Source organism: Paenibacillus sp. G34 (assembly GCF_056856875.1).
Window position 1 is genome coordinate 5,353,687 of the sequence record NZ_CM166469.1, and the last position, 16,327, is coordinate 5,370,013.

At 45.1% G+C, this 16,327-nt stretch carries 14 protein-coding genes; all 14 read right to left on the reverse strand.

What is annotated here, in order from left to right; all coding sequences use genetic code 11:
• Positions 1-236: 236 nt before the first annotated feature.
• Positions 237-1,088: a sugar phosphate isomerase/epimerase family protein gene (locus AC1VYS_RS24390; RefSeq protein WP_482911823.1), complete on the reverse strand. Its 852-nt coding sequence runs from the start codon at positions 1,086-1,088 to the stop codon at positions 237-239.
• 40 nt (positions 1,089-1,128) lie between these two features.
• The gene (gene kduD, locus AC1VYS_RS24395; RefSeq protein ID WP_090924445.1) at positions 1,129-1,881 is read right to left on the reverse strand and encodes a 2-dehydro-3-deoxy-D-gluconate 5-dehydrogenase KduD; all 753 of its coding nucleotides are present in this window, start codon (positions 1,879-1,881) and stop codon (positions 1,129-1,131) included.
• 81 nt (positions 1,882-1,962) lie between these two features.
• Positions 1,963-2,721: a DeoR/GlpR family DNA-binding transcription regulator gene (locus AC1VYS_RS24400; RefSeq protein WP_482911824.1), complete on the reverse strand. Its 759-nt coding sequence runs from the start codon at positions 2,719-2,721 to the stop codon at positions 1,963-1,965.
• A gap of 23 nt (positions 2,722-2,744) precedes the next feature.
• Positions 2,745-3,584: a 5-dehydro-4-deoxy-D-glucuronate isomerase gene (gene kduI, locus AC1VYS_RS24405; protein WP_090924443.1), complete on the reverse strand. Its 840-nt coding sequence runs from the start codon at positions 3,582-3,584 to the stop codon at positions 2,745-2,747.
• 161 nt (positions 3,585-3,745) lie between these two features.
• Positions 3,746-4,156 carry a hypothetical protein gene (locus AC1VYS_RS24410; RefSeq protein ID WP_482934424.1) on the reverse strand — a complete coding sequence of 137 codons (411 nt, stop codon included), beginning with the start codon at positions 4,154-4,156 and terminating at the stop codon, positions 3,746-3,748.
• 132 nt (positions 4,157-4,288) lie between these two features.
• On the reverse strand, positions 4,289-5,272 hold the full coding sequence (locus tag AC1VYS_RS24415) for a zinc-dependent alcohol dehydrogenase family protein (protein WP_482911826.1): 984 nt from the start codon (positions 5,270-5,272) through the stop codon (positions 4,289-4,291).
• A gap of 384 nt (positions 5,273-5,656) precedes the next feature.
• Positions 5,657-5,986, reverse strand: a complete 330-nt coding sequence (cyoD, locus tag AC1VYS_RS24420) for a cytochrome o ubiquinol oxidase subunit IV (protein ID WP_441929464.1) — start codon at positions 5,984-5,986, stop codon at positions 5,657-5,659.
• On the reverse strand, positions 5,987-6,607 hold the full coding sequence (gene cyoC / locus AC1VYS_RS24425; RefSeq protein ID WP_464678416.1) for a cytochrome o ubiquinol oxidase subunit III: 621 nt from the start codon (positions 6,605-6,607) through the stop codon (positions 5,987-5,989).
• The gene (locus AC1VYS_RS24430) at positions 6,608-8,578 is read right to left on the reverse strand and encodes a cbb3-type cytochrome c oxidase subunit I (RefSeq protein ID WP_482911827.1); all 1,971 of its coding nucleotides are present in this window, start codon (positions 8,576-8,578) and stop codon (positions 6,608-6,610) included.
• A 21-nt stretch (positions 8,579-8,599) separates the two neighbouring features.
• A complete protein-coding gene (cyoA, locus tag AC1VYS_RS24435) occupies positions 8,600-9,571 on the reverse strand; it encodes a ubiquinol oxidase subunit II (protein ID WP_482911828.1) in 972 nt (323 codons plus the stop codon).
• Between the two features lie 321 nt (positions 9,572-9,892).
• On the reverse strand, positions 9,893-10,156 hold the full coding sequence (locus AC1VYS_RS24440; RefSeq protein ID WP_441929460.1) for a hypothetical protein: 264 nt from the start codon (positions 10,154-10,156) through the stop codon (positions 9,893-9,895).
• 643 nt (positions 10,157-10,799) lie between these two features.
• Positions 10,800-12,146 (reverse strand): GH1 family beta-glucosidase, encoded by a 1,347-nt coding sequence (locus AC1VYS_RS24445; protein WP_482911829.1) that lies wholly within the window; start codon positions 12,144-12,146, stop codon positions 10,800-10,802.
• Between the two features lie 381 nt (positions 12,147-12,527).
• On the reverse strand, positions 12,528-14,213 hold the full coding sequence (locus AC1VYS_RS24450; RefSeq protein WP_482915110.1) for an ABC transporter substrate-binding protein: 1,686 nt from the start codon (positions 14,211-14,213) through the stop codon (positions 12,528-12,530).
• A gap of 162 nt (positions 14,214-14,375) precedes the next feature.
• Positions 14,376-16,073, reverse strand: coding sequence for an ABC transporter substrate-binding protein (locus AC1VYS_RS24455; protein ID WP_482911830.1), 1,698 nt, complete (start codon positions 16,071-16,073; stop codon positions 14,376-14,378).
• Positions 16,074-16,327 lie beyond the last annotated feature (254 nt).

Here is a 16,327-nt window from a genome sequence, read left to right on the forward strand (position 1 = left end):
CTCACAAGATGTCTGTTTTGAAAAGAGTTATTTCCGATTTTTCCGATGAGAAATATGTATTTGTGTAAAATTCAATCTCCTGTAGCAAAAAAACCTTTGCCGCAGCAAAGGTTTTTCAGTTCATTCATCTTCAGAGCTACTTCTAGCTCTCATTTCATCCTCATCGTCTTCAGCTTAATTGTTCATCATCTAAATGAACTGACTGCCGAGAGAGTCTCTAGGACTCATTCAACTCTTTAGCGATTAACCTTCACAGCGTCCCATACCTCGCGCAGATGCTTGGCAGCAGGCACAGCCTCTTCTGCATTCACACCTTCCAGCGAGATATCAATGTGCGGTTTATACGTTTTGAGTAATTCGAAGAACAACGGATAGTCCAGAATGCCAGCTCCAGGAACAGGGTTATACTTTTCTCCCTGTGTATTGAAAGCTACATCCTTCGCATGAATGACGATAATCCGTTCGTACAGCTTCTCCATCACTTCGCGCAGAAACGCACCTTGATCCGCGGTATGATGAGGCTTGATCAAATTACAAGGATCAAACAACATGCCCAGATTCGATGAAGGAATCTCCTCGAACAAACGGGTCATATGTTCATGGGTATGAAGTGTGTGAGTTGCTACCGGTTCAATGGCGGCATGTACGCCCCACTTTTCAGCTTCCTCCGTGATTTCCTCCAGCGTGTCCTTCAGAACACTCCATGATTTTTCATCATATGTGTCTGGATGGGAATCCTTATACGTCGTTCGTTCACCCGTTTCCGTTGCAACCATGCTACAGCCAAAGTCCCGTGCATATCGCAGATGTTCCTTGAACCGGTTAATGTCTGCGCGACGGCTCACTGGGTCCGGATCAATCGGGTTAATATAACAGCCTAGAACAGCGATTTTAACCCCGCGGCTGGCAAATTGTTCGCCGACCTCATTAGCAAATCCAGGGCTCAATTTGCCATTCGCAGAATCCATATCTGATAGAGCTTTGGCAAGAGCCAACTGCACGGAGTTAAATCCGTTATCCGCAATGATTTGTGCCAGCTCAGCTGTAGGCCGTTTACCAAACGTATGGGCTAGAATGCCAAGTTTCATCTCATTGCCTCCTTCCGCAAAACGGACTTCGAAAGACGAATTAACGCGCCATCCAACCGCCGTCTACATTCAGTACGTGACCATTCAAATAATCGGATGCAGCAGAAGCCAGGAACACAACCGGACCTTTCAAATCTTCTGGTGTTCCCCAGCGACCTGCTGGAATACGCGCCGTAATATCGCGGTAACGATTCTCGTCCGCACGAATTTGTGTTGTATTATCCGTTTCCATATAACCTGGAGCAATACCGTTAATCTGAATGCCTTTGCCAGCCCATTCATTGGCAAGTGCTTTCGTCAACCCGGCAACCCCGTGTTTACTTGCCGTATATCCCGGTACATTAATGCCGCCTTGATAAGAAAGCATCGATGCGATATTAATGATCTTGCCGCTTCCACGTTCAATCATATGTCTGCCTGCCAACTGGCTCAGGAAGAACACGCTGTTCAGGTTCAGAGCAATAACGTCATGCCAGTCCTGATGCGCATGATCTGCTGCTGGAGTACGGCGAATAATGCCGGCATTGTTGACGAGAATATCGATTCTGCCTTGGAAAGCGAGCGCTTTTTCAAACACAGCTGACAGTTCCTCTTCCTTGCTTAGATCAGCTTCGATGATATATGCTTTGCGTCCCAATGCTTCAATAGCACTAGCCGTCTCTGCCGGTTTGGAGTAAGATACGAGCACTACATCTGCGCCCGCTTCCGCGAGGCCAACTGCCATTCCTTGCCCAAGTCCTCCTGATGTACCTGTCACCATTGCAACTTGTCCGCTTAAATCAAATGGGTTCATGAACAATTCCTCCGCATGTCTTTGATATGCAAACAACAACCTTATTTGTTCGTTATTTCATTCCGTTAAAAATGCATGAAGTTAACTTTGGTAATCCACATTGACACCGCTCTGTCTGTATAAAGCCGCTGTATCTTCGTCCAGATTCCGGTCACTGATGATATAATCCAGTTCAAAGCACTGTGCAAAGGTACGAAGTGCAAATTGCCCGAATTTGTAATGATCCACCACGCCGAATACCTGCTGTGCAGCGGAAATCATTGCTTTTTTCAGCGGAACCAAATCCCCTGTGTAGATGGACAATCCAAATTCAGGATGCAGCGCTGTTGTAGAAATGAAGGCTTTGTGAATGTTCAGCCCGGAGATAAACGCCGCTGTATCTTCACCCACCAGCATATTACGTACACGTGCTCCTCCAGGAACAACCAGTCGCACCTGTTCCTTTTTGATTAGCTCTGCAATGATGTACAGATCACTCGTGATCACCGTCAGCGGCTGGTTGTCCAGACGCTTGGCCATCTCTAACGTCGTGCTTCCACCATCCAGTGCTACAATATCCCCAGGCTTAATGTACGCGAGGGCTCGTTCTGCTATCTCGGTTTTCTCGGACTGGTGTTTTTCTAGTGCCCCGCGGCTATTCAGAATTCCATATTGATCATTCTGTGCCAGCATGGCTCCGCCGTGTACACGGACAAGCAATCCCATACTCTCCAGCTTGTCGAGATCCTCTCGCACCGTTTTGCCTGTCACCTGCAACAGCTCGCTCAGATCACTAACCGTGACCTCCTGGCGCTCCAGCAGAGCCTCCATTATTTTTTCATGTCGTTTCAATGGATTCATCTAATCAACTTCCTATTTCCTACTTATTTCAGATCCTTCATCGCTACGCCGTCCATGTCTTCAAACGTTTGGTTTTCTCCAGCCATTGCCCAGCAGAAGGTGTAGTTGCTTGTGCCCACACCGCTGTGAATGGACCAGCTTGGAGAAATGATCGCCTGACGATCGCGTACAACGAGGTGGCGTGTTTCCGTTGGCTCGCCCATCATATGGAATACAACGCCATCTTCAGGCAGGTTCCAGTACAGGTACACTTCGGAACGACGGTTGTGTGTATGTGCTGGCATCGTATTCCACATGTTACCTTTATTCAGTTCAGTGATACCCATAACGAGCTGACAGCTCTTGATTCCGCCTTCACCTTGGTGAATGTAACGGTAGATGGTACGCTCGTTGGAGGTTTCGATGCTGCCGAGGTGGTTCGGCTGTGCTTGCTCTTGAGTTGCTTTTACCGTTGGATAGGTATGGTGAGCTGGTGTAGAAACAAAGTAGAACTGAGCCGCTTGCTCTGTGCCATTGCTCTTGAATACCACTTCCTTAACGCCTTTACCGATGTAGAGGCATTCTTTGGCTCCAATTTCATACACTTCTCCGTCCGCTGTTACTGTACCTTGTCCACCCACGTTGATGATACCGATTTCACGGCGCTCCAGGAAAAAGTCCGTTCCGATATCTTTCAAGTTGACTTCAAGTGTAATGTCTTTGCTCTGTGTAACTGCAGTTCCGACAATGTAACGATCCACATGGGAGTACACCGTCACCAGTTCGTCTTTGGCAAACAATTGCTCCATAAGGAATTCCTCACGCAAACGAGCTGTATCATACGTTTTCACTTCATTCGGATGTGCTGCATAACGGTTTTCCATTAGTAATCCATTCCTTTCGTCTTGTGAATTAAGTTTAGAGTTGAGCTCATTGATGCCTTGTGGCTTTCAATGAAGTTCACTAATGTTTATTAAAGTTCATATAAGTTCATTTTAGTTCATTTACTATCATTTGTGTACCCTTATTTTATGATTCAACCAAATTATTGAATCGTGTTAGCTATTTCTAGTAAAGTCTCGTAATCATACAGAGGTTCAAGATTATTGTTTTTTCCAGAAACCACAGTGTAGGTTAACCCCTCATGTCTCCAATAGATCGCACTTACCTCTCCATTTCCTTGATCCCAGGTTTGCGAACCGTTAGTTAACTTCTGCCCTTTCTTGCCTGTCGGAGGGGTATCCACCTTGGAGTTGGTTATCAGCAAAATCACGTTTGCATTTTCATCCTTCTTAACATAGGTAATTTCAACCGCTTCGTATGTTCCATTCGTTTCTAGAAGCCGAGTGGATTGTTCCGTTACTTCGAATGGGATGACCGGTTGCTTGATTTTAAAAGGAACCCTGGCTTCCGCCTCCTGTAAAGAAACTTCAATCGCCGGAGGATTCAGCTCCACATCATTCGTCCTCTGGTTACTCACCGTTTTTTGCGAGCAAGCAGATAGTACAACCAAAACCATACACAACATACATAGACATATTATCTTCTCTGCAATCTTCATATCATCACCTCGCAAATAATCTCAACTCTAGCTCTTCAAGAGCACTTTCCCCTGAATATCAGATTCAAAAGTTACAATAGCTTGTTGCACATTCGTTAAATCAAACTTTGCTCCGATGTCTGCCATGATCAACCTCCCGGATTTAACCAGCTGCATCACATCATGGAATACCCGTTCCCACTCCTCCTGCGAGCAGCGTTCCACCCAATGTTTGAGCCAGAAAAGTTTCACCTGAACTTGTGTTTCCCGGGTTACTTCATGCCATAACGGTGTGACACCCGATAACAGTCCCGCACTTATAACCGTGCCATGTGGTCTAAGACAGCTCACTAGCTGCTCTCCATCAGTTCCTCCAATACAGTCTACAGCTGCATCAGCACCGCGACCTTCTGTAAATTCCATGATTCTCTCTTGGAGCAAATCCTTCGTTGTATTTACGATGAGATCTGCACCAAGACGATGTAAATCAGCAGTGTGACGATCATTTCTTGTAAGCGCAATCATTCGAAAACCAACAATTCTCGCTAATTGTGCAAAAATACGACCGATTGCAGAGCCGCCGGCATTAACGATCAATGTATTACCATACGTAAGATGCAGTATGCGGGTACAGATCAACCAAGCGGTTATCGGGTTAATATAAATCTGACTAGCGGATGAATCAGAAATATCATCAGGCACGATGACAGCATATCGAGCTGTAGTCTTCACTACTTCCTGCCATGTATTCTCACCCTTCAACGGTAAGACGCGGCGTCCCAGCATGTGATGGGATACTCCGCTCCCTATGGATTCTACTACTCCTACACCTTCAAAACCTGGAATAGCGGGTAGAGAAGTACGATGTGGATATGCTCCTCGAATGGGAATGAGATCGGAAGGATTGATGGGCCGGAGCGACATTCTTACTGTTAATTCTCCCGGACCGGGCAATAGCACTTCTTTTTCCTCTAGACGCAATACTTCAGTTGGTTCACCAAAACGATAGTATCGTATAACCTTTGCTTTCATTCTATTCTCTCCTAAAACACCTGAAAATTTCTCCCCCCACAACTGGGTCAATATTCCAAATATACACCCAAATATACACTATCGTAACATCAATACCCCTTCTATGTAACCACATCATACTAACTGTGCATTTCTTGGAACTCACGGAAGTGCATCTTTTACCGCCTTTTCGCCCTCTTCTACGTTAATTTACATTGACGTGCCCCGGCACGCCTACAGAAAGCTTCCTGGCTTGGAACGAAAATTCAACAAAGTTGGTTGCCTTCAGCGTTTTCATACACACCCTAATATAATTGTCCTAAACCAGACTAACATCTCTGCTAAAATCCAAAAAAAGAACCTTCCCGTCTGCAATACAGACAAGAAGGTTCTCGTTAAAACATATTAATGTGCAACTGCGTTGTTCAGCATGATCCAGATCGAACCAATAACGATGGTCAACATCATCAGCAATCCGAAAATAAGGGCCATCACATTCCAGCGTGGTTTCTCTGTTTCACGGATATGCATGAAGAAGAAGAGTTGAACCACAAACTGAAGTGCTGCTGTACCAAGAATAACAACCATCGTTCCTGTTTTGCCCATCATGTCGTTCAGCACCACTACCAGAGGAATGATGGTCAGAACGATGGACAGAATGAAACCGACGACATAAGACTTCAATGAGCCATGTTGTTCATGTCCATGGGAATCATGTGCGTTGTGCCCTGCCATCTACATCACCCCCATCAGATAGACGATCGTAAGGAGGAAAATCCACACGACGTCCAAGAAGTGCCAGTACAAGCTGATTACGTTGATTTTACCACGAGTTACATCGGTAATACCCCGTTTTTTCAGCTGGAACATCAGTCCGATCATCCAGATCAGACCGAGCGATACGTGAAGTCCGTGAGTACCTACGAGGGTAAAGAACGCGCCGGACGCTGCACTTGTTGTGTAGCTGAATCCTTCGTGAACCATCTCAACAAACTCATAAATTTCCAGTGCAAGGAAGCCTGCGCCCAGAACGGCTGTAACGATCAGCCAGTTAATCAATTGTTTCACTTTGCCTTGGTTCATAGCCAGAACAGCAAGTCCGCTCGTGAATGAACTTGTGAGCAAGAGGAATGTTTCAGCAATGACACCAGGCATTTTAATCAATTCAGACAAAATCGGTCCGCCCGCCGTATTGTCACGCAACACAATGAAGGTTGCGAACAATACGGAGAACAGGATGACGTCGGAAATCAGGAAGAACCAGAATCCGAGAATTTTCATTTCCTGTGGATCATGGTGGTCATGGTCATGACCGTGTGCATGATTCTCACCGTGCTTAGCGGCTGCTTGAGCCATCTATACCGACCCCCTTAACGACGCTTCGGTACGCTTGATCTCATCGACCGGAATATAGTAATCCGTATCGTAAGAGAAGGAACGCGCAATCATGCAGATACCCACGCCAGCCAGTCCGAGAATTGCCATCCACAGCCATCCAAAGACGAAACCGAAACCGGCTACGAACCAGAAGACAGACATGATGAACGGAATAGAAGAATTCTTCGGCATATGAATTGGCGCATATACAGGCTCAGGCGGATGAATGCCTTTCGCACGACGTTCTTTCTCTTCCCACCACTCATCAATATCATCTCCGCGCGGAGTAACAGCGAAGTTGTACTCTGGAGCTGGTGAAGGAATGGACCACTCGAGCGTACGACCATCCCATGGATCGCCAGAAGCTTTGAGCGTTTTGTATTTACGAATACCGTCTGCAATTTGTGCAACTTGGAACAGGAATCCGACACCCATCAGGAATGCCCCGATCGTCGATACGAAGTTCAGTTCCCACCAGCCAGTATCCCAGCCGTATGTGCTCAGACGACGTGTCATACCCATCAGACCGACAGCGTACTGCGGCATGAAGCAGACATAGAAACCAATATTCCAAGTCCAGAATGCCCATTTGCCCAGTTTCTCTTCGAGTTGGAAACCGAACATTTTTGGCCACCAGTAGTACAGACCTGCGAAGTATCCGAAGACAACGCCACCGATCAATACTTGGTGGAAGTGGGCAATCAGGAAGTAACTGTTGTGGAACTGGAAGTCAGCAGGAGCAACGGATAACAGAACGCCCGTCATTCCCCCGACGATAAAGCACGGGATAAAGGCAAGTGTCCACATCATCGGAGTGGCCATGCGTATCCTTCCTTTATACATCGTAAACAGCCAGTTAAATATCTTAACCCCTGTTGGAATGGCAATCAACATCGTCGTAACCGCGAAGAATGCATTAACGTCCGCGCCGGAACCCATCGTGAAGAAGTGATGCGCCCATGTGAAGAAGGACAGGAAGCTGATGATCAGCATCGCGAATACCATCGATTTGTAACCAAACAGTTTCTTCTTCGAGAACGTACTTACGATCTCGGAGAACACACCGAATGCCGGCAAGACGACAATGTATACCTCAGGGTGACCCCACATCCAGATCAAGTTGATATACATCATTGGGTTGCCGCCCAGATCAAGTGTGAAGAAATGCGCCCCGGCAAACCTGTCGAGGAAGAGCAATGCAAGTGTCACTGTCAAGATCGGGAATGCAAACAAGATAATGATACAAGTGGAGAATACCGACCATGTGAACATCGGCAGTTTCATCCATTTCATGCCTGGCGCACGCATTTTAATGATGGTAACCATAAAGTTGATACCGGTTGCCAGGGAACCGATACCCGATATCTGGATACCCCATATATAGAAGTTCTGTCCTACCCCCGGACTGTGCGACAGCTCCGATAGAGGCGGATAACTCAGCCATCCTGCATCCGGCGAACCACCGATGACGAAGGACAGGTTGAACAGCATTGCGCCCAAGAAGAATAACCAGAAGCTCAGTGCGTTCAGGAACGGGAATGCCACGTCCCTTGCTCCGATCTGTAACGGCACAATAACGTTAAACAAACCGAACATGAATGGCATCGCCATGAACAGGATCATGATCGTACCATGTGTTGTGAAGACCTGATTATAGTGTTCTGGATGTAAGAAATCCATATTAGGCATAGCCAGCTGCAGACGCATCATCAATGCATCCACACCACCACGGAACAACATGATAATGGAAGCAATGATATACATAATACCGATCTTTTTGTGATCGACAGTAGTTAACCAGTTACGCCAGAGCCAGCCCCATTTTTTAAAATAAGTCAGCACCGCTACAATCGTAATCATCGTAATCCCGATCGCTACCATCGCACCGTAGATCAATGGATCACCAGTTACGAAGAATTCAGATGCAAACTCCTTTAATCTCTCTAACATTGGGGGCCTCCTTTCGAATCTTTAATTCGTACTTGTATTTAATTTCGGTACAGATAAGGATTTGTCTCCAGCAGCCGACTCGTTTGAGCTTGAGCCTTCATGCTTGCTGTGAGCACTTTTACCATCAACAACATACTTAGTCACGATTTTCTGGAATAGACCTTCAGGAAACGCAGAGTAGTAAGCAACGTTACTTGTTCCTGGCTTAGCCAGTGCATCATACGTATCTTGTGTCATTGGTTGGGATTGTTGCTTCACTTCATTCACCCATTTATCAAACTCTTCGTCCGAAGTTGCATTAACATCAAAACGCATCTCGCCAAAGTGTTCACCAGTGAAGTTCGCGCCTGAACCCCAGTATTTACCCTCATGGTCAGCTTGCAAATACAAAGTCATTGCCATTCCTGACATCGTGTAAATTTGTCCACCCAATTGCGGAATCCAGAACGAGTTCATCGGTGAATCTGCAGTGAGCTCAAATTTCACAGGCCGGTCAGCAGGAATATTCAGTGTGTTAACTGTTGCAATGCCCTGCTCAGGATAAAGGAACAGCCATTTCCAATCCAGTGAAGATACCTGAATCGTAATTGGTTCTTTCTCATGCGCAAGTGGTTTGGAAGGCTCCAAATCATAAGTGTAGCGCACTGTAACGATGGCCAATAGTCCAATGATGACAATCGGAATTGTCCACCAGATGACCTCCGCCTTTGTACTATGAGACCAGTTTGGCTTGTACTCATTTTTGTTTTCTGGCTTGTCGCGGTAACGCCAAACGATTACAGCGGACATAATCAACACAGGAACGATGACAACAGCACATAGAAGAGTTGAAATAATAATCAAATCTTTCTGTGCGGCGCCAATAGGCCCCTTCGGATCCAGAACAACATACTGCCCGCCTGCCAGCATTGGCCAGACAATCAATGCAATTGTAACCAACGTCAGGACAACCGGAATAATAATCCGGATAAGCGACCTAGGTTTCTTGTTCATTTTGATCCCCTCTCCTTAAATATTCGCTAATACTAAAAAATCAGTATACTACTCTCTTCCTACTAAAGATATCAGAAACGAGCGACTTTTTTATTCTTGTTAACAAATTTGTCGATTTTACACCCCAAATGTGTGAATTTTTTCTCACAAATCGCTTGATCGGTTGATATTTGTACATCGTAATCTTTACACTCCACGTCACAAAACAAAACCCTTTGCAGTCCCGTTGAACTAATGTCAACGAATCCGCAAAGGGCTTTATTGACTGGATTCCGGGGAATATTCCAGTCTTATTATGGACAATTTTACGCGAGATTATAATTAATCAGCGCCTTCATCTTCCTGACGTGTATGAACCAGACCGATGGCTTTGGCAATCACGTAGATAAATACGCTACCTACAAGAAAGCCAATCCCAACCATTAAACCTAAATTACGATCATTGAATTCGTTCAAGTTGATCAGGCAAAGTACAACTCCAGTGATGAGTGCTACCCATGCCAGAACCGTCATCGTCAAAACTGCACGATGCATATTTTTATCTTTACGCTCCAATTGGCTGACCATTGCTGTTTTAGATGCCATAGTAAACACTTCCTTTTCCCTTTTTGTAAGTGCTTTCCTAATACCAATATACCACATCAGTATGATTTTTAGTCAAGAAATGTTCAAATTTATTTCTCATTTTGGACACTTTATTTCTTTGAATTGTATTGACAAACTTATTATCACCATCTTCATACTTCTTATAACCCAAAAACGATCCATTTATAACAGAAATTCAGTTAACCCTTATGAACAGTTAAGAAATCTCAACTTTACTTGTGACGACAGAGATGCTTAACGATTATCTGTTCTGTTCTTTTAGTTAAGCGAAGAAAAAGTTAGATTGGAATTGTTTGAGATGCTGCGACGGCTACTACGGAGCATCGTTTTTCTAACGATCACCCGAGACGCCATTTAGGGTATATCACACCTTTTTATTTTCTAACGATCACAGGATAGCTTATTTGAGTCGTTTGGTTCTAAATTGGGCTTGTTTCTTCTGTTTTTGTTAAAATAAGCTTTGTGGAGATCGTTACAATTTCAGAAGGCTCTATTTCGCTCGAATAAGCTCATCTGAGATCGTTAGAATAAGAAAAAGACGGTCTGCCTTAGAAGTCCGACAGAACCGCCCATATAATAGTAGAAAAAAATAGTTTCTGTTAAAGATACATTTGTTCAAAGCTTAGTTCCGGGTTTCCAGCCAATTGTTCTTGATCACGCTCTGATACCAGTAAAAACTTTCCTTAGGCGTTCTCACAAGCGAGCGGAAATCAACATGCACCAAACCAAAGCGCATCCGGTAACCTTCAGCCCATTCATAATTATCCATCAGCGACCAAGCCATATACCCTTTCAGGTTAATGCCATCATTGATAATGCGGTGGATTTGAGCCAAATGTTGTTCATAATAAGAAATGCGGCGATCATCGTTAATTTTGCCGTTCTCCAGATCATCGTTAATACATGCACCATTCTCCGTGATATACACATCCCCGTTACCGTACTTTTGCAAATAATGCATGAATTCATATAAACCGCGTGATTCTACCGGCCAGCCGATGTCCGTTTTAATCAAGCCCATGTTCATTTCTTCGGATTGAAGCACACCCGCTTCCGGATTAAAACGGTTAATGCCCATCGTATAATAGTTAATCCCCAACAGGTCAATTGGCTCTGAAATAATTTCCATATCACCATCTTGAATCGGTACAGTCGCTCCCGCTTCTGCAAACCAGTCCACCAGAAACTGAGGATATGAGCCTTTATAGATGGGATCAAGGAACCAGTCCGTGTTCAGTGCAATAGAACGGTCACATGCTGCCTGATCTTCAGGAGACTTGCTGTAAGGCTCTGCCCAGCATACATTGGGAGCGATACCGATCTGACCGGTAATGCCCATACGACGGAAGGACTGAACAGCTTTACCATGTGCAACGAGTAGACCATGAGCCACGTTAATTGCCGTTTGCACATCTTTATTGCCTGGCGCATGAATGCCGAGCATGTTGGACAGGAACGCGATACACCATGGTTCATTGAAGGTCAACCAGAAGTTGATTTTGCCTGAAAACTCTTTAAAGATCACTTCCGCATATTTGACAAACGCATCCACCGTTCTGCGGTTTCCCCAGCCCCCATCATCCTCAAGTGTCTGCGGTAGATCCCAGTGGTATAGGGTGAGAAACGGTTCAATTCCTGCATCCAGCAGGGCATCTACAAAACGATGGTAGAAATCCAATCCTTCACGGTTGATCTCTCCATCCCCATCCGGAATAACGCGCGGCCAGGCAATAGAGAAACGATATGTGTTAATGCCGAGCTTTTTCATCAGTGCGATATCTTCTTCATAGCGGTGATAGCTGTCACAAGCAACGTCGCCATTGTCACCGTTGAATACTTTACCAGGCGTACGTGCAAATGTATCCCAGATGGATACTCCCCGTCCCCCCTCTTGCGCTGCACCTTCAATCTGATAGGATGCCGTTGCGGTTCCCCAGCGGAAATCTTGCGGGAATTGGAAAATGGTCATGGATATGTCCTCCGTCTCTGATGACACGCGGATTGTCTATCTCGCGGCCATTCTATAATGATAGATCCTTCGGTGAGGCATGATTCCGTCTCGATCATTGCTGATTTAAAAATAAGGCATTGAGCGAAACTGGTTTCCTAAAACGTTTTCGAAAAATTAAAAAAATAAAAATGTTATACCTTATTATTTAAGCTGACTCCTGTTAAAGCATAAAACTACTTTAGATCCATCCCTTTTTCTGGCTGGAAGTGCTTACAATAAGAGGATTATATTCGATTTCAAAAATGTCGTCAATGCTTCTACTCACAGTTCTATACAAAAAGACCCTCGCAGTGAGGGCCTTTTCGGACTAATTTTAACTTGAATGAAGAAGTAACTTTATTATTTCACATCTTTACCTGTCCACAGAGATACACGATCTTTGATCCACTCCGTGTATTGTTTCTCCATCTCCACTGCACCAGCTTTGTCCAGTTCAGCGAGGAATGAATCATAGGTTGCATCAAAATTTGCTGGTGAAGTCAGAACAGCTTCAGGAATACGTTTGCGAACGATATCCTGGGTTTTCTGGAATTTCACACTGTAATCTGTGCCGGAAGGTACAGGCATATTATACGCTGCCCCCCACTCTTTCAGCTTCAGATCGTCTTCAGCAGGATAGAAATCCTTCCATGTGTTAATACCATAAGCTTTCAACGTTTCCTTCTCAGCTGCCGTATATCCGGCCTGAATCTGTTCCGGGAAGTTAGTCGTGAAATAATTGTCCGTTGCATCCTTCACGCCATCACCGTATCTGGCACTAAAAATGTTATACATGCCAATACCCGTTTCTTTGGTAAATGCGGAGTTATCGTTAACTTTGCGATCCTGTATATCCTGTGGAACGACACGTTTGCCATCCTCTACTTTGTAGTGCTCGTTTTCAATTCCCCAGTTTCTCAGGACTTGACCTTCATCGGATGCGAGCCAATCCATGAACTTGATGATGCGAACCGGATCTTTGGCAGACGTCGTGATTCCGATGCCGTAACCGTCAAAACCGGTTGGTTGGAACGTGTGGTCTACGATGTCCTTGTTCAGTGAGACGGAGAAGTGAGCATACGTGCTGTCATCCTTACCTGCGGATTTGAGAGCATTCTCGGCTTCACCATAGTTCCACTCCTGATCAATCAGACCCAGAACACGGCCGCTGGCAATTTTGGACTTGTACTGGTCATCTTTTTGCACAAATGTATCTTTGTCCAACAGACCTTCGTTGTACATTTTGTTCAACCAGCGGAAATACTCTTTCTCCTCTGGACGTTTGTAGTGAAGCATCGCTTCATACGTTTCAGGGTTAATGTAGTATTCACCATCATCCGGTGCACCCGTTGCCTGGAAGGCCGGATTCGTAACGGTAATCATGATTTTCCAATCATCAGCATTCAGCGTCAGAGGAATCGTTGGCTGGCCGTCGATAGTAGGGTGTTTCTCATAATACGCACGGAGTACGTTTTCGTAGTCCTCCAGTGTTTTCACTTCCGGGTAACCCAGTTCTTTCAGTACCTTTTGCTGGATTTCGAATCCGCCCGTAGCATCAAAGACAACGTTATCTACCCCCATGTTGGTCGGGATCGTATAGATCGCTTGATCTTCGGTGCTGTATTTCAGACGATTCATCTGGTCACCATAGATTTTTTTCAGGTTGGGAGCATGCTTCTCAATCAGATCCGTGAGGTCAACCATGGCTCCGGCATCCACAAGCTTCGACAAGTTTCCTTTTGGGAAAATCATATCCGGATAATCGCCGCTGGCTGCCATCAGCGCAACCTTCTGATCACCGCCATTGTTGACATCATACTCCGCTTCAATCGTAACGCCTGTTTGCTTCGTAATCTCTTTACCAACGGCATCCTGCATATTGTTCCAGGTTGGACTTGGGTCAGCACCAAAGAACGAGATCGTAATCGGGTCGGTACCACTGGATTCGGTAGTCTCTTTACTACCGGAGTTACCGCATCCAGCCGTAACCAACATTGCACTAGCCAACATTAACATTGCAAACGTCTTAGGTGTCTTAGCTGTCATTCTGACTTTCATTTTGCCTCTCATTTGTCTATCTCCCCTATTTATGAAGGTTTTATCTGTATAACAGGCTTGAGGCCTGCGAATACCACGTCTTTTATAAGCGAAGCTTATTCATGAATTTTGATCAGGACATATGCTCCAATCGATAGATGGTACTGAAACTTATTTCACATCTTTACCTGTCCAGAGGGATACACGATCTTTGATCCAGACGGTATATTGTTTTTCCATCTCCACTGCGCCTGCTTTATCCAGTTCAGCCAGTAGTCCGTCATACAGACTGTCAAATTGATCCGGTTTCGCCAAAATCGCTTCCGGTATGCGTTTGCGGATAATATCCTGTGTTTTTTGGAAAGTTACATTGTATTCGGTATCGGAAGGCACCGGCATGTTATATGCTGCACCCCAATCCTTCAGTTTCAACTCATCCTCAGATGGGAAGAAATCTTTCCATGTCGTAATGCCATACGCTTTCAACGTTTCTTTCTCCGCCGCTGTATATCCCGCCTGAATCTGTTCAGGGAAGTTCGTTGTATAGTAGTTGTCTGTGGAATCTTTCATACCATCACCATATCTGGCGCTAAAGATGTTATACATGCCGACTCCAGACTCTTTCGTGAACGCGGAGTTATCGTTAATTTTGCGATCCTGCACATCATCTGGTACGATGCGTTTTCCATTCTCGACTTTGTAATGCTGGTTCTCTACACCCCAGTACCGGAGCACCTGACCTTCATCGGAGGCAAGCCAATCCATAAATTTGATGATCCGAACCGGATCTTTCGCAGATTTTGTAATCCCGATGCCGTAACCGTCAAAACCTGTTGGCTGGAATGTGTGATCTACAATGTCTTTGTTCAGGGAAACGGAGAAGTGAGCATATGTGCTCTCGCCGTTGTTTTTGGACTTCAGCGCATTCTCTGCTTCGCCATAGTTCCACTCCTGGTCGATCAGACCCAGAACGCGGCCACTGGCGATTTTGGACTTATACTGGTCATCCTTCTGAACAAACGTATCTTTATCCAAGAGCCCTTCGTTGTACATTTTGTTCAACCAGCGGAAGTATTCTTTCTCCTCTGGACGTTTGTAGTGCAGCTTTGCTTCATATGTTTCCGGATCAATATAATATTCACCATCGTCTGGTCCGCCAGTTGCTTGGAAGGCGGGGTTTGTAACCGTAATCATAATCTTCCAGTCATCCGCATTCAGCGTCAGCGGAATGGTAGGCTGACCATCAATGGTTGGATGTTTCTCATAATAAGTGCGTAGCACGTTTTCATAATCTTCAAGGGTTTTCACTTCGGGATAACCCAGCTCTTTCAACACTTTCTGCTGAATCTCGAATCCGCCGGTAGCATCGAATGCTACGTTACCTACACCCATATTCGTTGGAATCGTGTAAATTTTCTGATCTTCATTGCTATATTTCAGACGGTTCATCTGGTCACCATAGATTTTTTTAAGGTTAGGTGCATGCTCCTCAATCAGATCGGTCAGATCAAGCATTGCACCTGCATCCACTAGCTTCGACAGGTTTCCTTTAGGATAGATAATATCAGGGTAATCACCACTTGCAGCCATGAGAGGAATCTTCTGATCGCCGCCGTTATTCACATCAAATTCAGCTTCAAGCGTAACACCCGTTGCCTTTGTAATCTCTTGCCCGACAGCATCCTTCATGTTGTTCCAGTTTGGACTCGCATCTGCTCCAAAGAATGTAAAAGTGATTGGCGTTGTTGTATCGCCCGTGTCCACCGGTTTTTCTTCAGCTGATTTTCCTCCGTTGCTGCATGCTGCTGTCACAGCAAGAGCGCTGGCTAACAAAAGCATAGCAAATGTTTTTGGTGTTCTGCCCTTCATGTATAATCCCCCTTTTGGATAAAATGAAGCTGTGTATTTGTACAACAGGGCTCGCCTGCTCATACCATATTCGGGTGAATCCAGTCTTCTTCTCAGATCCAATATCATTAAAAGCGCTTACTTAATTTCCAGTGAATAAGGGATGCAAATCTGACCTAACCATACTTTTGCTTACTCTCAAGTGGATCAGTTTCGTTCATGATAGCGAGCTGTTCAATCGTGTACAGGTTATTGTAAGTGCTTTCACAGTTGAA